Genomic DNA, 21054 nt, shown 5'->3' on the forward strand with positions numbered 1-21054 from the left:
GACACGGAGAGGGCCCGGAGCAGTCGCTCCGGGCCCTCTCGCTGCGTGCGCCGTGCGTACGCGGACGACTACCGTCAGGCAGCAGCCTGGCCGCGGCCGTTCATCATGCGCGGCAGCAGGCGGAAGCCGATGCCACCGGCGATCATCGTGGCGGCGCCGACCAGCAGGAACGTGGTCTCCGCGGCGCCGGTCTCGGCCAGCTCGTCACCGTTGCCCTGGGCGGCGGTGTCGGAGGCCGGGGCCTCTTCGCCGGTGTCGGTCAGGGCCGAGGAGCCCTCGTCCTGGGTGACGTTGTCGTTGCTGCCACCGTCGGGGGTGGTACCGCCGTCGCCGCCACCGGCGTTGCCGCCGCCGTTGCCGCCGTTGCCGTTACCGCCGGCGTTGCCGCTGCCGCCGTTGTCACCGGACCCGCCGTTGTCACCGGACCCGCCGTTGTCGCCGGACCCGCCGTTGTCACCGGACCCGCCGTTGTCACCGGAGCCGCCGTTGTCGCCGGAACCGCCGTCGCCGTTGCCACCGTTGTCACCGGAACCGCCGTTGTCGCCGGAACCGCCGTCGCCGTTGCCACCGTTGTCGCCGGAGCCGCCGTTGTCGCCGCCCTCGGACGTGCCCTCGGAGGCGCCGACCGAGGTGCCCTCGGACGTACCTTCAGAGGTGCCTTCGGAGGTGCCCTCGGACGTACCTTCCGAAGTACCTTCGGAGGTGCCCTCCGACGTGCCTTCAGAGGTGCCCTCGATCACGCCGGCGATGGAGCCGCCCTCGGTCGTGCCCTCGATCACGCCGGCGATGGAGCCCTCGGTGTCGCCCTCGGCGCCACCCTGGACGGTCACGCCGGTGCCTTCGTCGCCGACGTTCACGCCGATGTCGAGCGCCGAAGCGGCGCCCGCCGCGGTCAGGGAGGCGCCGGCGGCGATCACGGCGCCGGCCGCTATGCGCGCGACACGGATGCGCGTCTTCTTCGTCATGTAGTTGCTACCCCCAGTAGCCGATTGGTCGGTGAGGCGGCACTCGGGGGCCGTGATCGACGGGGGCGGCTGCAGGTGCTCAAGTCCCCCGGTTCACATGCGCCCCAGAAATACGCATGCCGCGCCTCACCCTTGCGAAAGTTCAAAGCAACGTCAAGGCCATTGCGTACGCGATGTCCGAGTACGGGACGTATGCCGGACACAAAGGGTGTGAGTGTGATGTAAAACCCAGACATCACCGGCGGAGCACGCCGGGGAACACGGGCAGAGGAAAGGCAACCGCCGCCGTACGGGCGGCAGTTGCCTTGTCGACAAAGCGGCGTCGTCGCGTGCTACTTCTCGCGCTGCTTGCGCCAGCGAATCCCGGCCTCCAGGAAACCGTCGATCTCGCCGTTGAACACGGACTCGGGGTTGCCCACCTCGTGTTCCGTGCGCAGGTCCTTGACCATCTGGTAGGGGTGCAGCACGTACGAACGCATCTGGTTGCCCCAGGAGTTGCCCCCGTCGCCCTTGAGGGCGTCCATCTTGGCCTGCTCCTCCTGGCGGCGCCGCTCCAGGAGCTTGGCCTGCAGGACGTTCATGGCCGTGGCCTTGTTCTGGATCTGGGAGCGCTCGTTCTGGCAGGAGACGACGATGCCGGTGGGGATGTGGGTGAGGCGCACGGCGGAGTCGGTGGTGTTGACGCCCTGGCCGCCGGGTCCCGAGGACCGGTAGACGTCCACGCGCAGCTCGGACTCGTCGATCTCGATGTGGTCGGTCTGCTCGACCACGGGGAGGACCTCGACGCCCGCGAAGGAGGTCTGTCGGCGCCCCTGGTTGTCGAAGGGCGAGATGCGCACGAGGCGGTGCGTGCCCTGCTCGACGGAGAGGGTGCCGTAGGCGTACGGCGACTGCACGGCGAAGGTCGTCGACTTGATGCCGGCCTCCTCCGCGTACGACGTCTCGTAGATCTCCGTCTTGTAGCCGCGCTGCTCGGCCCAGCGCAGGTACATGCGCTGGAGCTTCTCGGCGAAGTCGGCGGCGTCGACGCCACCCGCCTCGGCGCGGATGTTGACGAGCGCCTCACGCGCGTCGTACTCGCCCGAGAGCAGGGTGCGGACCTCCATCTCGTCGAGCGCCTTGCGGACGGCCGCGAGCTCGGACTCGGCCTCCGCGCGGGTGTCCGGGTCGTCCTCCTCCTCGGCCATCTCGAAGAGCACGCCGAGATCGTCGATCCGGCCGCGCAGGGCCTCGGCCTTCCTGACCTCGGCCTGGAGGTGCGAGAGCTTGCTGGTGATCTTCTGCGCCGCCTCCGGGTCGTCCCACAGGGAGGGCGCGGCCGCCTGCTCCTCGAGCACGGCGATGTCTGCCCTCATCCTTTCGAGGTCCAGGACGGCCTCGATCGACTCCATGGTCGAGGAGAGGGACTTCAGCTCTTCGGATACATCGACGACTGCCACGCATCCAGCGTAACGGCTCCGTCCACCGGTCTTCGTCCGCCCGTCGACCGCGCTTCGGACGCCGGGTCCACGGGAGCCGGACCCGCGGAGGCCGGGCGTCCGGCCGAGGCCCCGCGGGTCAGGGAGAGGCCGGTGCCGAGTTCCGCGTGTCCTGGGGGCCCGTGCCGTCCTCGTCGTCGCCCGCGGCCAGCCAGCTGCCGACGCCGACCGCCGCCACCAGGGCGACCGCGCCCGCGCCCAGGGCGAGCCGGCGGCGCCGCGCGGCGGCCCGGTTGCGGGCCGAGCCGGGGCGCGGGGCGCCGGACGCGCGCGGGGCGCGGGCCGTGCCGCGGGCACCGCCGGCCAGCTCGTCCGGGGCCGGTACCCGCATCGACGTGTGCGTGTCGCGATTGGAGTCGGCCGGCTTGGCGCCCGGCACCAACGGCACCGCTCCCCGGCGCCGTACCGGCTCCCGCGCGGGCTCGGCGGAGGCCGGGGACTCCTCGGGCGCGTCGTCCTCCTGCTCGGCGTCGGGCTCGTCCACCTCCAGCGGGCCCATGCCGGCCAGCATCGGCAGCAGCTCGCGCAGCCGGGCGCTCAGCTCGGAGGCGCGCAGCCGCGAGGCGGGTGCCTTGGCGAGGCACTGCACGAGCAGCTGCCACAGCTCGTCCGGGATGCCGGGCAGCGGGACGACCCGCTCGGTCACGTGGCGGCGCAGCACCGCGCCGGGATGTCCGCCGCCGAACGGCGTGAAGCCGGCCAGCAGCTCGTACAGCACCGTGGCCAGCGCGTAGATGTCGACCGCCGCGCGCGGGGGCAGCCCTTCGACGATCTCGGGGGCCAGGTAGTCCGGCGTGCCGATGATCTTGGTGGCGCGGGTGCGCCGCGGGGTGTCGATGAGCTTGGCCACCCCGAAGTCCGTGAGCAGGGCCGGGTGGGAGCCGCCGGGACCGAGCGGGCCCTGCATGTCGAGGAGCACGTTCTCGGGCTTGACGTCGCGGTGCACGATCCCGGCGGCGTGCGCGGCGGCCAGGCCGTCGGCGACGTCGGCGGCGACGGCCACCGCGGCCTCGGGTGCCAGGCGCCGCTCCCGGTCGAGGCGGGTACGCAGGTCGGTACCGCGGACCAGGTCCATGACCAGCGCGAGGTCGTTGCCGTCGACGACCAGGTCGCGGACGGAGACGACGTGCGGGTTCTCCAGGCCGAGCAGGGCGGTGCGCTCCTGCACGAAGCGCGAGACGAGCTCCTGGTCGGACGCCAGGTCCTCGCGCAGCAGCTTGATCGCGACCGGCCCCTCGGGACCCTCGCCCAGCCACACCGTGCCGGCGCTGCCCCGCCCGAGGATCTGGTGGGCGGTGTACCGGCTGCCGATCTTCCGTGCCAAGACTGCTCCTACCGACGCGTGTTGCGCCTTAAAGTACGCGCCCGAGGAGCCAACCTTCACCGCGGAGGCGGAAATCACCCTCCGGATGTCGACAAGTCGCCGGACTCGGCCTCAGCCGGAGCCGCCCACGTCCTTCATCCAGTCGGTCACGCTGGTGAACCAGTCGGACAGCTGGGCCCAGTAGCCCTTGCCGGTGCCGATCCAGTCCTGCAGCGGGCTCAGCTCCCAGATCAGCCAGCCGGCCACGAACAGGATGACGATGGTGACCAGGCAGCCCTTGAGGCAGCCGAGGCCCGGGATGCGCATCGGGTTGGCGCTGCGCTGCCGCGGCGGCCTGGGCTCGCGCCGGGGCGGCTGCGGCTCGGGCGCGGGCGGCGGCGCGTACCGCTGCGGCTGGGGCCGGGGCTGCTGCTGGGGCTGCGGAGTGGCGTACCGCTGCGGCTGTTGCTGCTGCCCGTAGCCGTAGCCGGACGGCGGGGCCTGCCGGGGCGGCTGCTGCGGCTGCTGCTGCGGGCGGGACACCTGCCGCTGGGGGCGGCGGCGCAGCGGGTCCTGGTTCGGGTCGAGGTACTGGACCTGCGTCTGTTCGTTGCGGTCGCGGGCGGCGCGCAGCTGGTTCTGCCAGGGGTGCGGGTCCTCGGGACCGCCCTGCTGCCCGTCCTGACCGGGCGCGCCCGGTCCGCCCGGCTGTCCCGGCGGCACCGGCGGCATGACGGCGGTCGGGTCGGCGGCGCCCCGCTGGTTGCCGGTCTGCGGCAGGACGCTGGTCGCGCCGTTGGGGTCGTAGCCGCCGCTCGGGTGCTGCGCGTTGTGCGGGAGTACCTGGGTGGGGTCGGCGGCTCCGGGCTCGCCGGGGACCTGCGCGGGCGCGGGGTCGGGGGCGAGCAGTGCGCCCACGTTCTCGGCGGCGCCGATCTGCGCGCTGCTCGCGTGCACGCCGATGCCCTCGGCGACGACGCGCAGGCCGTGCGCCAGGTTCTCGGCGCTGGGGCGGTCGTCCGGGTTCTTGCGCAGGCAGCGCTCGATGACCGTCCACAGCGGGTCGGGGACGGTGGAGGGGCGGCGCGGTTCGGCGCTCAGGTGCTGGTGCAGCACTTCGAGGGCGGAGCCGCCGCCGAACGGGGGACGGCCGGTGACCAGCTCGTACAGCAGGATGCCGGCGCCGTACACGTCGACGGCGGAGGTCTGCGGGCGGCCCTCGGCGGACTCGGGCGCGACGTACGCGGGCGTGCCGACGAACTCGTGGGTGCGGGTGAGACCGGGTGAGTCGGCGAGGCGGGCGATGCCGAAGTCGGTGAGCATCGGGTGCATCTCGCCGCCGGTCTGCTTCAGCAGGACGTTGGCCGGCTTCAGGTCGCGGTGGACCACGCCGTCGGTGTGGCTGGCCGCGAGGGCGTCCGCGATCTGGGCGGTGAGCAGCGCGGCGGCGACCGGGGTGAGCGGCCCGTTCTCCCGCAGGTAGCGGTGGAGGTCGGGGCCGTCGACGAGGTCCATGACCAGGGCCAGCAGCTCGCCCTCGACGACCAGGTCGCGGACCCGGACGATGTTGGGGTGGGTGAGCCGGAGCAGGACGGAGCGCTCGCGCAGGAAGCGCATCACGATGTCGGGGTCGCTCGCGAGCTCTTCCTTGAGGACCTTGATCGCGACGGTCTCGCCGGGCTGCCCGGCCACGGCCGCCTCGGCGCCCGCGGTCTCGCGCTGGCGGGCCCGCCAGACGGTGCCCGTGGCGCCGCGGCCGAGGGGCTCCTCGAGGAGGTACTTGCTGCCTACCGGCCGCACGTCATGCGCTCCTAGTTGCTTGCTGGCTGTTCGGACCCACTGTAGTGCCGGGCTCCCGGCACCGGGCTGCCGTCTCCGGACGGTTCCCGGGCAGGTTCGAAGGAAAGACGCTCGCCCCGGTCCCTTGGTTGCCGCTGCCCGGACGTGAACGATCTCAAGCAGACGACATTCGGTCATCCACAGGTCACCTGTCAGGCATTTTTGGGGTCAGAGCCGACCAATCAAGATCATTTGACGGCGGACGGCGGGCGCGCTGTCAGTGGCAGGTGCGAGGATGCGTGCAGTACTGGCCGACGTGCTCGTGTGGCGGTGGGGGAAGTCCGCGGTGGGGGACCGTGGTGCGGCTTCTGTCCCGGCGTGCGGGCGCCCGCGCGAAGGGACCGCTGACGGCGATGCAGATCCGGCTGACCGTCGTAGACCCGCTGGGCCCGCATGCCGCGGCGGGGGACCGCGCCGCGAGCTGCGACGTACTGGTCACCGCGCCGGCCGGCACCGCCCTGGCCGCGGTCGCCTCCGCCCTGGCCGCCGCGCTCCCCGGCGGCGAGGGCCAGCACTCCGGCCAGGTCGTGCTGTACGCGGGCGCGCAGCGGCTGGACGCGCAGCGCGGCATCCTGGGCGAGCCGCCGCTGATCGACGGCGCCGTGCTCAGTCTGGGCGCTCCCGGCGAGCCCGACGCGCACACCGAGCCGAGCGACGTACCGGCCCAGCTCCACGTGGTCGCCGGCCCCGACGCGGGCGGCGTCCACCTGCTGCACGGTGGCCAGATCCGCCTCGGCCGCTCCGCCGACGCCGACGTCGCGCTCGACGACCCGGACGTCTCCCGGATGCACTGCGCCGTGACCGTCGGCTCCGACGCCCGCGTCTCGGTCGCCGACCTCGGCTCCACCAACGGCACCACCCTGGACGGCGCCCGCGTGGGCGACCGTCCGGTCCGCTTCGCGCCGGGTGCGCTGCTGCGGATCGGCGAGTCGGCCCTGCGCCTCGTGCCGGTGCCTCCGGCGGCGGAGGTGCGGGTGACGACGGTGCCGGACGGGGAGGGACACGTACGGCTGTCCGGGGCGCGGGTGCCCCGGCCGGGCGGCGGGGACGGCGACACGGTGGCCCACGCGCGCGCGGCCGACGGGGCGGAGGGGCACACGCGCGAGGCGCCCGCCGCCCCCGCGACCGGGCGGGGTGGCGGTGGCGGTGGCGGTGGCGGTGGCGGTGGCGGTGACCAGGGGACGACTGCCGGGCCCGGCGGCCGGACCCACCACGCGTACGGCACCTCGGGGTACGCCACGGGCGCGGCACCCGCCGGCCCGCCCCAGGTCCCCGGCCAGGCCGGGGCACCCCGCATCGAGAGCCACGGCACGGGTCCCACGGCGGGACGGCCCCGCCAGGCCCCGGCCGCGGGCGAGACACACGGCGGGGGATACGACACCGGCGGCCTCGGCGCCGACGGACGAGGCGCGGGCGGACGGGGCGACGACGGCCGCGGCACGAGCGGACGGGGCGACGACGGCCGCGGCGCGGGCGGGCACGGCGGCCGGACACACGGCGGCGACGCCCCGGGCGCGTACGGTCCGGAATCCGCCGTACGCCCGGGCGGCGCGGACGCCGGTGGATACGGCGCGGGCCCGTCCGGCCCACGTGGCCCCCGGACGGGCACGCCCGCCGGGGGCGCTCACGGCGGGGCCCCGCACCACGGCGAGGCCCCGTACGGCGGGACCGTGTACGGCGGGGCAGCCGACGGTGTGCCGACCCGTGCGGACGGCACCGGGCGCAAAGGGACGCCGCTGCGCGGGACCGACGTACCGCCGGGTGTCCGCAGGCGGGGCGGGATAGGCGCCTGGGCGCGGCGGCTGACCGGGGGACGCCCGGACGCGCAGGACGCCGCCGCGGCCGGTGTGCACCCCTACGACCACGACGAGGCGCCGCCGGGACCGGCACCGTCCGGCGCCGCCGGTGCCTCGACCGCACCCGAGACCTGGCCGGACCCGGCGTCCCTCCTGCTGACGGCCCTGGGACCGGGGCCGCGGCTCTGGGAGCGCGGCCCGGGCCACCCGGAGGCGCTCACCGTGCGGCTCGGCACGGCCGACCGGGTGGCGCCCGGCGGCGACGCCCCGCTGCCGGCGGTCCCGGTGACCGCCGGGCTGCGCGAGGTCGGCGCGCTCGGGCTCGCGGGTCCGCGCGCGCGGCTCGCCGGGCTGGCCCGCTCGGTCGTGGCCCAGCTCGCCGCCCTGCACTCGGCCGACGTCCTGGAGATCGTCCTGATCAGTGCGGACCGTTCCAGGCCGCTCGCCGAGCGGTCCGCCGAGTGGTCCTGGCTGGGCTGGCTGCCGCAGGTGCGCCCGGGGCACGGCCAGGACTGCCGCCTGCTGCTCGCCCACGACCGCGAGCAGGCCGCAGCCCGCGCCCACGAACTGCTGCGCCGCCTGGAGGACCACCTGTCCGACGACGGCCGGACCGGTGCCACGCCTCTGTCCGGCCCGGCGGCAGCCGCCCCGCACCGGCCGGCCGCGTCCGGGCCCGGCGCGCGTCGGGCCGGTCCGGTGCCGGACGCGCACCCGGGCGCCACGGTCCCGCACGCGGACGCCACGGGTCCGGGCGACCAGGGCGGCATCGGCCACCGCCCCTCGTGGGCCCACCCGGACGCCGGCGCCGACCCGGCCGGCGGCTTCCCGGGGCCGTACACGGTGGTCGTGGTGGACGGCGACCCCGGCGGTGCCGACGTACGCGAGACGGTGGCGCGGCTGGCCCTGGAGGGCCCGCGGGCCGGTATCCACGTCGTCTGCCTCGCCGAGACGGCCGCCGCCTCCCCCACCTCCCCGGTGGCGCGGACGTACGAGGCGGCCTGCGCCGTGTCGCCGGTGTTCCGGGAGTGCGGTGCCGTGGCACTGCTCAGCGGCGACGTGGCGACGACCCTGCGCCTGCTGCGCGTCGCACGCACGGCCGGCGCCCCGGGCACCCCGCACGTCCCCGGCAACCCGGCCGCCGCGTCCGCCGGCCCGGTCGGGCACGGCACCCTCGCCACGGTCGACGCCGTCTCCCCCGCCTGGGCCGAACGGTTCGCCCGCGCGCTGGCGCCGTTGCGCACCGACACGGCCGCGGGCGGCGCACCCGGCGCGCGCGTGTCCGCCCCGCTCCCCCAGATGGCCCGCCTCCTCGACGAGCTGGGCCTCGCCCGCGCCACCCCCGCCTCGCTGATGGCCCGCTGGGCCGACGCGGGCGACGACCCGCAGGCCCTCGGCGGCCGCGCGCAGGCCGTCCTGGGCGCCGGAGCGCGCGGCCCCGTCGTGGCCGACCTCGCCGCGGAGGGACCGCACCTGCTGATCGAGGGCCCGCCGGGCAGCGGCCGCACCGAGCTGCTGCGGGCGCTGGTCGCCTCGCTCGCCTCCGCCGAGCGCCCCGACCGGCTCGGCATGGTCCTGATGGACGGCCGCGACGGCGTGAGCCCGGGCGCGAGCCACGGGGAAGGCCTGCGCGTCTGTACGGACGTACCGCACGTGACCACCCACCTCACCGGCAACGACCCGGTGCGCATGCGGGAATTCGCCCAGTCGCTGAGCGCCGAGCTGAAGCGGCGCGCCGAGTTGCTCGGCCGGTCGGACTTCGCCGAGTGGCACACGGGACGCGAGCTGTCCGGCCGGCTGGTCGCCCAGCGCACCCCCACGGCCGGCGCCCCCGGCCCGGCGGGCGCGACGGGGGACGGGGACATAGATTCCCCGCCCAGCTCGACCATGCGCCTGCGCCCGGGAGCGGCCCGGCGCCGGGCGTCGGCCGTACCGCCGCTCCCCCGCCTCGTCGTGGTCGTCGACGACCTGGACGCCCTCGTCACGCCGCCCCTCGGCTCCCCCGGGCGCCCCGCGGCGGGTTCGGTGATGCGGGCCCTCGAAGCCGTCGCGCGGGAGGGCGAGCGGCTCGGCGTCCACCTGGTCGCCGCCACCGCGCCCGGCGGCCGGACGGACCGGACGGAGCCCGCCCTGCGCGCGACCCTGCGCGTGCGCCTCGACGCCCCGGTGCCGGGCCCCGACGAACCGGCGCCCGGACGCGGCCGGTTGACCCGCCCGGACGGCGGCACCGCGCTCTTCCAGGGCGGCCGGGTCACGGGCCGCATCCCCCGCACGGCGACCCTGCGCCCCACGGTGGTCCCCCTGGAGTGGCACCGCATGGGCGACCCGCCCGCCCGCCGCCCGGTCCGCGAACTGGGCAACGGCCCGACGGACCTGGCCCTGCTGGCCAGCGCGTTGGAGCGGGCGGCACGGGAGGTGTCGGCGGCGGAGATGCCATCGCTGCTGTAGCACCGCGGGGGAACCCGGCCCGTCCGGCAGCACCGCGGCGAAATCCGGCCCGTCCGGCAGCACCGCGACGGAACCCCGCCCGTCCGGCAGCACCCCTGCGGAACCCGCCCCATCCGGCGTTCGCGGACGAGGCCGTCCAGGCCGCAGCGGGGTTCGACAGGGGGCGGCAGCCTCCGGGGCCGCCCGCGTCCACGCCGGTCGCCCGATCACGGTCACGACCCCGTCACGATCCCCCTGTTGACGGCGGACGCGCTCTTGCCGCCCTCACCCCCCTGGCGTACACCAGAGCGCACGGAAGAGCGCCGGACGTTCGACGACGAACGAAGAACGGGGCAGTGATGCGCACGAGCAGCACCAAGGGGACACGCAGCACACTCGGCAGGACCACCCGGGCCGCCGCCACCCTCGCCGCGGGAGCGCTCGCGCTCTCGCTCACCGCCTGCGGCGGCGGGGACGACGACAAGAGCGGGGACGACGGCAAGAACGGCGGCGACAAGCAGCAGCCCGCCTCCGTCACCCTCCCGAAGCTGGACGGCGAGAGCCTGGAGGTCGCCGCCGTCTGGACCGGTACCGAGCAGGAGAACTTCAAGAAGGTCCTCGCCGAGTTCGAGAAGCGCACCGGCGCCGAGGTGACCTTCGTGCCCGCCCAGGACCCCATCATCAACTTCCTCGGCTCGAAGGTCGCGGGCGGCGCCCCGCCGGACGTGGCGCTGCTCCCGCAGCCCGGAGCCATCAAGCAGGCCGTCGACAAGGGCTGGGCGAAGCCGCTGGGCGCCGAGGCGACCAAGGAGCTCGGCGAGAACTACTCGCAGGGCTGGCAGGACATCGGCACGGTCGACGGCAAGCCGTACGGCGTCTACTACAAGGCCGCCAACAAGTCGCTGATCTGGTACAACGCGCAGGTGTTCGCCAACGCGGGCGCCGAAGAGCCCAAGACCTGGGACGAGTTGCTGACCACCGCCCAGACGGTCTACGACTCCGGCGTCACACCGTTCTCGGTCGGCGGCGCGGAGGGCTGGACCCTCACCGACTGGTTCGAGAACGTCTACCTCTCGCAGGCGGGCCCGGAGAAGTACGACCAGTTGGCCAAGCACGAGATCAAGTGGACGGACCCGTCCGTCAAGGAGGCGCTCACCACGCTCGCCGGGATCTGGGGCAAGGCGGACTACGTCGCGGGCGGTCCGACCGGCGCGCTGCAGACCGACTTCCCGACCTCGGTGACGCAGACCTTCACCGGCGGCGACCAGCCCAAGGCGGGCATGGTCTTCGAGGGCGACTTCGCCCAGGTCAACATCGGCGAGACGGAGGCGGAGGTCGGCACGGACGCGAAGGCGTTCCCCTTCCCGGCCGTCGGCGACACCGCGCCGGTCGTCTCCGGCGGCGACGCGGCCGTGATCCTGGAGGACTCGAAGGCGGCGCAGGCGCTGGCCACCTGGCTCGCCTCGCCGGACGCGGCGTCGATCCAGGCGAAGCTGGGCGGTTTCCTCTCGCCCAACGGCGGCGTCGACTCGTCGGTGTACCCGAACGCGGTGCAGAAGAAGATCGCCGAGGCGCTGGTCTCGGCGGGCGACGACTTCCGCTTCGACATGTCGGACCAGGCCCCGCAGGCGTTCGGCGGCACCCCCGGCAAGGGCGAGTGGAAGGCGCTGCAGGACTTCCTGAAGAACCCGAAGGACGTCGCCGGCGCCCAGGAGAAGCTGGAGGCGGACGCGGCTGCCGCCTACGGAGGCTGACGCGGTGGCGTCGGCCGCGGCGGCGGGGACCTCACCGGGCCCCGCCGCCCCCAAGTCGCGCAGGAGCGTGACCGGCACCCGCAGGACCGTGGCGGCGCTGTTCCTGCTGCCCGCCCTGGTGCTGCTCGGCGCGCTCGTGGTCTACCCGATCGGGTACTCGCTGATCCGCAGCTTCTACGACCAGTCCGGCGACTCCTTCGCCGGATTCGACAACTACCGGGCGCTGTTCACGGACGACGGCATCCGCACCGCCCTGAAGAACAACGTCCTCTGGGTGGTGTTCGCGCCGACGGTCGCCACCGCGCTCGGTCTGATCTTCGCGGTGCTGACCGAACGCATCCGCTGGGGCACGGCGTTCAAGCTGGTCGTCTTCATGCCGATGGCGATCTCGATGCTGGCGGCCGGCATCATCTTCCGCCTGGTGTACGACCAGGACCCGGACAAGGGGGTCGCCAACGCGGTGTGGGTCGGGGTGCACGACACGTTCGCCGAGTCGTCCGCGTTCCCGAAGGCGCACCCGGGCCGGGAGTCGCCGCTGGAGCCGGCCGGCGGGGGCGCGTTCATCACGAAGCAGCCGGTCGGCCTCGGGGTGCCGGTCGCCCTGCCCCTCGTGGGCGTCGCCCCCGACCAGATGCCCGACTCCGCGGAGCGGGCGGCGCCCGCCGAGCCCGAGGACGGCAGGGTCACCGGCACCACCTGGCAGGACTTCACCCGCGGCAAGGGCTCCGGGACGCCGGGCGGCGTCGACGCGACCGAGCTGGGCTATGCCGGGATGCGGATCGAGGCCGTCAAGGACGGCGAGGTCGTCGCGTCGGCGGAGGCGGCCGGCGACGGCACGTTCACGCTGCCCGCCGAGGCGGACGGGGCGCTGCTCCGGCTGCCCGCCGCCAACTTCGAGGAGCCGTACAACGGGCTGAACTGGCTCGGTCCCTCCCTCGTCACCCCGGCGGTCATCGGGTCGTACGTATGGATGTGGGCGGGTTTCGCGATGGTGCTGATCGCGGCCGGTCTCGCCGGTGTGCCGCGGGAGCTGCTCGAGGCCGCCCGGGTCGACGGCGCCAACGAGTGGCAGGTCTTCAGACGGGTCACGGTGCCGCTGCTCGCCCCGGTCCTCGCGGTCGTGGTCGTCACCCTGATGATCAACGTGCTGAAGGTCTTCGACCTGGTCTTCATCATCGCGCCCGGCTCCTCCCAGGACGACGCGAACGTGCTCGCCCTGGAGCTGTACCGCAAGGGCTTCGCCTCCGACCAGCCGGGCATCGCCAGCGCCATCGCGGTGTTCCTGCTGCTCCTGGTGATCCCGGTGATGTGGTTCAACATAAGGCGACTGCGGCGGGAGGTACGGCGATGACGGCTGACGGGGTTGCCCCGGCCACCACCGCTCCACCGGAGCGCGAGAGTTCCCCCAGGGCGAGGCAGTCGCTCGGCTCCCGTCTCGCCGAGGCCGCGAGCGGCGGCCTGGTCCGGGTGTTCCTGCTGGTCGTGGGCCTGTTCTGGCTGGTCCCGACGATCGGGCTGCTGCTGTCCTCGCTGCGCACGCCCCAGGACGTGGCGGCGAGCGGCTGGTGGGAGGTCTTCACCAAGCCGTCCCAGCTGACCTTCCGGAGCTATGAGGAACTGCTGAAGAACGGGGACATCACCTCGTCCCTCCTCAACACCGTGGCGATCACGGTCCCGGCGACCGTCCTGGTCGTGATCATCGGTGCGCTGGCCGGGTACGCCTTCGCGTGGATGGACTTCCCGGGCCGCGACTGGTGGTTCCTGGCCGTGGTCGGTCTGCTCGTCGTCCCCGTGCAGGTCGCCCTGATCCCGATCGCCGAACTCTTCGGGAAGATCGGGCTGTTCGGTTCGGTCCTCGGCGTGATCCTGTTCCACGTCGGCTTCGGCCTGCCGTTCGCGGTGTTCCTGTTGCGGAACTTCTTCGCGGAGATCCCCCGGGAGCTGCTGGAGGCGGCGCGGCTGGACGGCGCCGGCGAACTGCGGCTGTTCGCACGGGTGGTGATGCCGCTCGGCGGGCCCGCGATCGCGAGTCTGGGCATCTTCCAGTTCCTGTGGGTGTGGAACGACATGCTGGTCGCGCTGATCTTCTCGGACTCCGGGAGCCAGCCGATCACGGTCGCGCTGCAGACGCAGATGCGCCAGTTCGGCAACAACATCGACGTACTGGCGCCGGGAGCCTTCATCTCGATGGTGATCCCGCTGGCCGTGTTCTTCGCGTTCCAACGGCAGTTCGTCTCCGGTGTGATGGCGGGCGCCGTCAAGTAGACGCCATGAAACCACTCTTGAGGGGGTGGGCCGGTCGCCGGCCCGCCCCCTCCTCCGTACGTGCACGTACGTGCACCGAATCCCCCCGAACGCCACGCGGAACGTAACCGAATCACTCCATTGGCCGTTGCCGGGCAGTAGGCCCGCGCCGACCGACCCATGGATGTCCCCGTGCCCAGGTTCAGTGTCATCGTCCCCGCGTACCAGGTGCAGGCGTATCTGCACGCGTGCCTGGAGTCGGTGCTGTCCCAGTCGTACCCGGACCTCGAACTGATCGTGGTCGACGACCGCTCGCCGGACGCCTGCGGCGCGATCGCCGACGAGTTCGCCGCCCTCGACCCGCGCGTCCGCGTCGTACACCTCTCGCGGAACCGGGGCCTGGGGCCCGCCCGCAACGCCGGCCTGGAGCGGGCCCGCGGTGACTACCTGGTCTTCCTGGACGGCGACGACACCCTGGCCCCGCACGCGCTGCGCGCGGTGGCCGACCGGCTCAAGGAGACCGGGGAGCCGGACGTCCTGGTCTACGACTACGCCCGCTCGTACCGGACCGGCGAGACCGTCCGCAACCGGGCCGCGGCGCACCTCACCGAGCAGGGCCCGGCACCGTTCCGGCTCGCGGACCGCCCGGGGCTGCTGAACCTGCTGATGGTGGCCTGGAACAAGGCGGTCCGGCGGGAGTTCGCCGAGCGCGCGGGCCTCGCCTTCCCGCCCGGCTACTACGAGGACACCCCGTGGACGTACCCGGTCCTGCTGTCCGCGCAGTCCGTCGCCACCCTGGACCGGGTCTGCGTCCACTACCGGCAGCGCCGCACCGGCAGCATCCTCGGCACGCCCAGCGAGCGGCACCTGGACGTCTTCGCGCAGTACGACCGGGTCTTCGCGTTCCTCGACGCGCATCCGGAGCACGCCCGCTGGCGGCCGGTGCTGTACCGCCGGATGGCCGACCACCTGGCGACGGTGTTCACCCGGCCCGACCGCCTCCCGCGTCCGCTGCGCGCCGAGTTCCTGCGCCGGGCCCGCGCCCACTGCCGCCGCTACCGGGTGCCGGGCGCCCCGGCCCCGCTGGCCGTCCGGCTGCGCCACGTCCTGCTCCGGCTGGGCCTGCGCCGCACCTGGGCGGCGCTCAGGCTGGCGTCGGCGCTGCGCCGCCGGTCGGCCCGGGGCGCGGCGGTCCCCTTGCGTGCCGTGCGCCGGGCGGCCCTGCGCCTGCACTACCGCGTCCAGCGCCTGCTGCCGCTGCGCCCGGACCGCGCCGTCTTCGCGGTGGCGGGCGGCCGGGGGTACGGCTGCAACCCGGGCGCGCTGGAGGAGGCGTTCCGGCGCCTCGCGCCGCACGTGCGCACGGCGTGGGCCGCCGAGCGCGTCCACCACCACACCGTCCCGCCCGCGACCCGCCGCCTGACCCCCGGCACGGCCGCCTACTGGACGGCCCTGGCCCGTTCCACGTACCTGGTGCACAACTCCGCCTTCGACGCGGGCCTGGTCAGGCGCCGGGGCCAGGTCCTGGTCCAGACGCAGGCCGGGACGCCCCTGGGCCGCATGGGCCTGGACCTCGTGGAGCGGCCGGCCGCCGCGGCCGGCGCCGACCTCGGGCGGCTGCTGCGCGAGACCGGCCGCTGGGACTACGTGGTCTGCGCCAACCGCCACTCCGCCCTCACCTGGGAACGCGTCCACCCCGGCGGCTGGACCGCCCTCGAGTACGGGCAGCCCCGCACCGACGTCTTCCAGCGGGCGAGGCCCGAGGACGTGGCCCGGCTGCGCGAGACCCTCGGCATCCCCAGGGGCACCGTCGCCGTCCTGTACGCGCCCGTGCACCGCGACTACCGGCGCACCCAGCGTGCCGTCCTGGACCTGGAGCGCCTCGTGCGCCGCCTCGGACCGCGCTTCACGGTGCTGGCGCTCGGCCTCCCCGGCGGCGGCGCCCCGCCCTCCGTCCGCGGGGACCGGCTCGACGCGGCCGGGGACCCGCTGCTCGGCGCCGGGGGCCGGCCCGCGGCGGACGCGGACCCGCTCTCCGGGGCCGGAATCCGCGTCACCCCGGCCGGGGGCCGGGTCGTCGACGTGGGCGGCCATCCGCACGTGGAGTCGCTCTGCCTGGCCTCGGACGTCCTGGTCACCGACTACTCCCCGCTGATGTTCGACTACGCGGGCCTGGACCGGCCGATCGTGCTGCACGCCGCCGAGCCGGAGGCGTACGAGGAGGCCCGCGGAACCTATGTCGACCTGGGCTCCTTCCCGCCGGGTCCGGTCGCCCGGGACGAGGACGAGCTGATCGGCGTCTTCGCCGGCGGCGACTGGCAGGGCGCCCGGTCGGCCCGGCTGCGGGCCGCCTTCCGGGAGCGCTTCTGCCCGTACGACGACGGGCGCGCCGCCGAGCGCGTCGTACGCCGCGTGGTGCTCGGCCAGACGCAACTGCCCCCGGTCGTACCGCTCGACGCACGCCGCCCGCCCGCCGCGGCCGTCGCCCGCTCCCCGCTGACGACGGTGCCCCGGTCCGGTGCCCCCGTACCTTCGGCGACGGCCTCTGACCGCTGCCCGTCCACCGGGAGTTAGCATGCCTGACAACTCATCGCGGCCCACTCCGGCCCGGCCGTCCACCGTGCGGCCGGCGGGGCGTCCGGGCCGTCGCCAGGGCCCGGCGGGGGGCTCCCGTCGGGCCAGGACAACGAGAGAAAGAGCAGTATGCCCCGCTTCAGTGTCATCGTCCCGTCCCATGGGGTCGCGGGGCGGCTCTCCCGGGCGCTGGACTCGATCCTCGCCCAGTCCTTCGGCGACTTCGAGCTGATCCCGGTCTGCGACGCCCCGGAGTCCACCGCGGCGGACGTCGCCCGGGAGCGCGCCGGGCGGGACCCGAGGGTGTCGCCCGTGTACTCCCCGCCGTCGGCCGGGCTGGCCGGGGCGCGCAACGCGGGCATGGCGGCGGCGACCGGCGCCTACCTGCTGTTCCTGGACGGCGACGACGTGCTCGTGCCGGGCGCGCTGACGGCCCTGGACGCCCGGCTGACGGACACCGGCGGCGTCGACGTCCTGTACTTCGAGTACGAGCGGATGCCCTGGTGGGAGGGCGAGGCGACCAACCCGGCCGCTCCGCTGCTGGCCAAGGCCCCGAAGGGCGCCTTCACCCCCGACCGCGCCCCCGCGCTGACCGGCGTGCAGCTGCCCGCGTGGAGCGCGGTGCACCGCCGTGCCTTCCTCGCCGAGCGGGACCTGGTCTTCCCCGACGGGCACTTCACGGACGTCGGCTTCGGCGCCCGGGTCGCGGCCCGCGCGGAGCGCGTCGCGGTGCTGCGCTCCGTCGTCGTACGGCACATGGCGCGGCGGCAGGGCAACCGGCTGAACCTGCCGGGCGCGCACCACGCGGAGCTGCTCGACCAGACCGAGCTGGCGCTCGCGGACGCCGCCGGGCTGGGGCTGCCGGCCGAGCGCCGCGGACCGCTGTTCGAGCAGCTGTTCGCCGCGGTCCTGAAGACGGCCACCGACCCGCGACGGCTCACCCGCGGGCAGCGCCGCGCCTTCTTCCGCCGGGCCAGCCGCCTCTACCGGCAGTACCGCCCCGCCGGTTTCCGGCCGCCGGGCGGGCGCGTCGGCGTGCAGTACCGGCTGCTGGCGTCCGGGTCCTACGCCGGTTTCCGCACCCTGCGCGCCGCCAACCGGGCCGCGGGCGGTGCCGTGGCCCGCGTGCCGCGCCCGCGGGGGCTGCGCACCCGCCTGCAGTACCGCCGCGAGCTGCGCCGCCCGCTGGACCCGAACCTCGTCGTGTACTGCGCCTACTGGGGCCGCGGGTACGCCTGCAACCCGGCCGCGGTCCACGCCAAGGCCCGCGAGCTGGCCCCGCACCTGAAGTCGGTGTTCCTCGTCGAGCGCGACCAGGCGCACACCGTGCCGGGGGACGTCGACCACGCCGTCATCGGCAGCCGGCGCTACTGGGAGGTGCTGGCCCGCGCCACGTACCTGGTGAACAACGCGAACTTCGCCGAGGGCGTCGTCAAGCGCCCCGGCAGCGTGCACCTGCAGACGCAGCACGGCACGCCGCTGAAGACGATGGGCGTCGACCAGTCGACGTACCCGGTGGTGGCGGCGGCCAGCGGCAGCTTCACCAAGCTGCTCGGCCGGGTGGACCGCTGGGACTACAACCTCTCCTCCAACCGCCACTCCACCCGCGCCTGGGAACGCGCCTACCCGGGCGGTTACGAGCACCTGGAGTACGGCTATCCGCGCAACGACGTCTACCACACGGCCACGGCCGAGGACGTCGCCCGCGTCCGGCGCGAGCTGGGCGTCCCGGAGGGCAAGACGGCGGTGCTGTACGCGCCCACGCACCGGGACTACGAGAGCGGCTTCGGCGCGGGCGCCCTGGACCTGGAGGCGTTCTGCGAGGCGGCCGGCGAGGACGTGGTGGTGCTGCTGCGCGCCCACTACTTCTACGACCGGGGCGGGAAGCGGGAGCGCACCGGCCGGATCATCGACGTGACCGCGCACCGCTCCTCGGAGGACGTGTGCCTGGCCGCCGACGCGCTGATCACGGACTACTCGTCGATCATGTTCGACTACGCCAACCTGGACCGGCCCATCGTCGTGTACGCCGACGACTGGGACGTCTACCGGGAGACCCGCGGCGTCTACTTCGACCTGATGGCGGCGCCGCCGGGACCGGTGGCGCGCACCCCGGAGGAACTGACCCGGGTCTTCGCCGAGGGCACGTACGCGGACGCGGAGTCGACCGCGCTGCGGGCGGCCTTCCGGGAACGTTTCTGCGAGTTCGACGACGGCCGGGCCGCCGAGCGCGTCGTGCGCCGGGTGCTGCTCGGCGAGCCGCCCGAGTCGCTGCCGCCCGTGGTCCCGCTCGCGGAGCGCGTCCCCGCCCCCGCCGCCACCCTCGTCAGGAGCTGACCCGCCGTGCCCCGCTTCAGCATCATCCTCCCCTGCTTCAAGGTGCAGGGCTTCCTCGGCGAGTGCCTCGACTCGGTCCTCGGCCAGTCCTTCCGGGACATCGAGGTCATCGCCGTGGACGACTGCTCGCCGGACGGCTCCGGCGCGATCCTCGACGAGTACGCCGCCCGCGACGACCGGGTGCGCGTGCTGCACCTGGAGGAGAACGCCGGCCTCGGCCGCGCCCGCAACGCGGGCATGCCGCACGCCACCGGCGACTACCTCTTCTTCCTCGACAGCGACGACACCCTCACCCCGGGCGCCCTCGCCGCCATGGCCGACCGGCTCGCGGAGGCGGAGGACCCGGACGTGCTGGTCTTCGACTACGCGCGCACCTACTGGTGGGGCGGCACCCGGCGCAACGCCCTGGCCCGCGTGCTGGCCGAGGCGGGCGACGGCACCTTCACGTCCGCCGAGTACCCGGAGATCCTCGACCTGCTGATGGTGGTGTGGAACAAGGTCTACCGGCGCGACTTCGTCGAGCGGGAGGGCTTCACCTTCCCGCCGGGCTACTACGAGGACACGCCCTGGACCTTCCCGGTCATGTTCAGCGCCGAGCGCGTCGCCACGCTGGCGCGGATCTGCCTGAACTACCGCCAGCGCCGCCAGGGCAACATCCTGTCCACCACCAGCCGCAAGCACTTCGACGTCCACGCGCAGTACGAGCGGGTCTTCGCGTTCCTGGACTCCCACCCGGACCTGGCCCGCTGGCGGCCCTTCCTGCACGCCAAGATGGGCGAGCACTGCCTGGACATCCTCTCCAAGCCGGACCGGCTGCCGCCGTCCGACAAGGAGGAGTTCTTCCGCCGTACCGCCGAGATGTTCCGCGCCTACCGGCCCGAGGGCGCCGAGACCCCGGCCGAGCTGCGCGTCCTGGAGCACGGCTACGGCGCCTACCGGCTGCGGCGGCGCTCGGGGCAGGCGTCCCGGGAGGTGCAGCGCCGCGGGAAGCAGGTGCGCGGGGCGGCCGGCACGCGGCTGCGCCGGGTGCGGACCGCGGTGAACACGCGCCGCCCGCTGGACCCGGACCTCGCGGTGTACTCGGCGTTCTCGCACCGGGGCGTGCTGGGCGACCCGGCCGCGATTTACCGCAAGGCCGCCGAGATCGCCCCGGGGCTGCGCGGCGTGTGGGTGGTGCGCGACGAGGAGACCGCGGCGCTGCTGCCGCCGGGCACCGAGCACGTGCTCCTGAACAGCCCGGAGTACCGCCGGGTGACGGAGCGGGCCACGTACTTCGTCAACAACGTCAACTGGCCCGGCGCCGTGGCCAAGCGCGAGGGCAGCGTCCACATCCACACCCACCAGGGCACCCCGCTCAAGTACATGGGCGCCGACCTCCTCGACCGCCGCGGCGCCCGGCAGAACCTGGACGTGCCGGGCATGCTGCGCCGCGCCGACCGCTGGGACCACAGCCTGGTCGCGGGCCGGTACGCGGAGCGGGTGTGGGAGCGGGCGTACCCCTGCCACTTCGCGTCCGCACGCACCGGCAGCCCGCGCAACGACGTGCTGGTGAACGCGGGCCCCGACGACGGCCGCCCGGTCCGCGCACGGCTCGGGATCCCCGAGGGCGACACCGTCGTGCTGTACGCGCCGACCCGCCGCGACTACCGCAGGGACGGGCTGGTCGAGCGGATCGACCTGGCCCGGCTCGCCGCCGGGCTGGGCGAGGGCCACACGCTGGTGGTCCGCATGCACCCGTCCCTCGCCGGCGGCCCGGTGCGCGGGCTCGGCCTGTCGGAGCTGCACCGGCGGGGCGTGGTGGTCGACGCGACGGAGGAGCCGGACGTGGCGGACCTGATGCTCGCCTCCGACGTGCTGGTCACCGACTACTCCGCCCTGATGTTCGACTACGTCCTCCTGGACCGGCCGGTCGTCCTGCACGCCGACGACTGGGACACCTACACGGCGAGCCGCGGCGCCTACTTCGACGTCACCCGGGAAGCACCCGGCCACGTCACGCGCACCCAGGGGGAGCTGGCGTCGCTGCTGGCCTCCGGCACGCACCGGGACGAGGAGTCGGCCCGGCTGCGGGCGGCGTTCCGGGAACGTTTCTGCGAGTACGAGGACGGCCGGGCCGCCGAGCGCGTCGTGCGGACGCTGATGCTGGGCGAGCCGATGCCCGAGCCGGAGCCCTCCGGCGTCCCCGGGGCGCGCGCGGTCACCACCGGGCAGGACCTGCTCTCGGCGACGTAGGACTGCCGGGGACTGCCGAAGACTGCCGGCCGGACGGTCGGTGCCGTACGGCGCGCCTTACGGCACCGACCGTCCGGCCACCGGGGAGCGGCTGACCGCGGCGGGAGG

The 21054-nt window shown here is 74.7% G+C and carries 11 protein-coding genes; 7 read left to right on the top strand and 4 right to left on the bottom strand.

The window, feature by feature from the left end:
* Positions 1-74: 74 nt before the first annotated feature.
* The 4 genes from IG94_RS0128600 to IG94_RS0128615 all read right to left on the bottom strand — a co-directional run bounded on the left by IG94_RS0128600 (position 75) and on the right by IG94_RS0128615 (position 5546).
* Entirely contained in the window at positions 75-965 is an 891-nt protein-coding gene (locus IG94_RS0128600) for a hypothetical protein (RefSeq protein WP_031043439.1), read from the bottom strand.
* A 332-nt stretch (positions 966-1297) separates the two neighbouring features.
* Positions 1298-2404, bottom strand: a complete 1107-nt coding sequence (prfB, locus tag IG94_RS0128605; RefSeq protein WP_031043441.1) for a peptide chain release factor 2 — start codon at positions 2402-2404, stop codon at positions 1298-1300.
* Positions 2405-2522: 118 nt separating this feature from the next.
* Positions 2523-3767, bottom strand: coding sequence for a serine/threonine-protein kinase (locus tag IG94_RS0128610; RefSeq protein ID WP_031043446.1), 1245 nt, complete (start codon positions 3765-3767; stop codon positions 2523-2525).
* Between the two features lie 111 nt (positions 3768-3878).
* Complete coding sequence (locus IG94_RS0128615; RefSeq protein WP_031043448.1) at positions 3879-5546, bottom strand: serine/threonine-protein kinase; 1668 nt, start codon at positions 5544-5546, stop codon at positions 3879-3881.
* Positions 5547-5938: 392 nt separating this feature from the next.
* On the opposite strand from IG94_RS0128615, the gene IG94_RS0128620 reads away from it, so the two are divergent.
* From IG94_RS0128620 to IG94_RS0128650, 7 genes are all read left to right on the top strand, one after another.
* Positions 5939-9826, top strand: coding sequence for an FHA domain-containing protein (locus tag IG94_RS0128620; protein ID WP_031043451.1), 3888 nt, complete (start codon positions 5939-5941; stop codon positions 9824-9826).
* Positions 9827-10164: 338 nt separating this feature from the next.
* Positions 10165-11559 (top strand): ABC transporter substrate-binding protein, encoded by a 1395-nt coding sequence (locus IG94_RS0128625; protein ID WP_031043454.1) that lies wholly within the window; start codon positions 10165-10167, stop codon positions 11557-11559.
* Positions 11560-11626: 67 nt separating this feature from the next.
* Positions 11627-12910, top strand: a complete 1284-nt coding sequence (locus tag IG94_RS0128630) for a carbohydrate ABC transporter permease (protein WP_031043458.1) — start codon at positions 11627-11629, stop codon at positions 12908-12910.
* Positions 12907-13824 carry a carbohydrate ABC transporter permease gene (locus IG94_RS0128635; RefSeq protein ID WP_031043459.1) on the top strand — a complete coding sequence of 306 codons (918 nt, stop codon included), beginning with the start codon at positions 12907-12909 and terminating at the stop codon, positions 13822-13824. The genes IG94_RS0128630 and IG94_RS0128635 overlap by 4 nt, the downstream gene beginning before the upstream one ends.
* 171 nt (positions 13825-13995) lie before the next feature.
* Positions 13996-16377: a bifunctional glycosyltransferase/CDP-glycerol:glycerophosphate glycerophosphotransferase gene (locus IG94_RS38925; RefSeq protein WP_043484799.1), complete on the top strand. Its 2382-nt coding sequence runs from the start codon at positions 13996-13998 to the stop codon at positions 16375-16377.
* A 129-nt stretch (positions 16378-16506) separates the two neighbouring features.
* Entirely contained in the window at positions 16507-18714 is a 2208-nt protein-coding gene (locus IG94_RS0128645; protein WP_031043465.1) for a CDP-glycerol glycerophosphotransferase family protein, read from the top strand.
* Between the two features lie 6 nt (positions 18715-18720).
* Positions 18721-20946: a bifunctional glycosyltransferase/CDP-glycerol:glycerophosphate glycerophosphotransferase gene (locus IG94_RS0128650; protein ID WP_031043469.1), complete on the top strand. Its 2226-nt coding sequence runs from the start codon at positions 18721-18723 to the stop codon at positions 20944-20946.
* Positions 20947-21054: the final 108 nt, after the last annotated feature.

The organism is Streptomyces olivaceus (assembly GCF_000721235.1).
In the GTDB taxonomy this organism is placed as follows: domain Bacteria; phylum Actinomycetota; class Actinomycetes; order Streptomycetales; family Streptomycetaceae; genus Streptomyces; species Streptomyces olivaceus.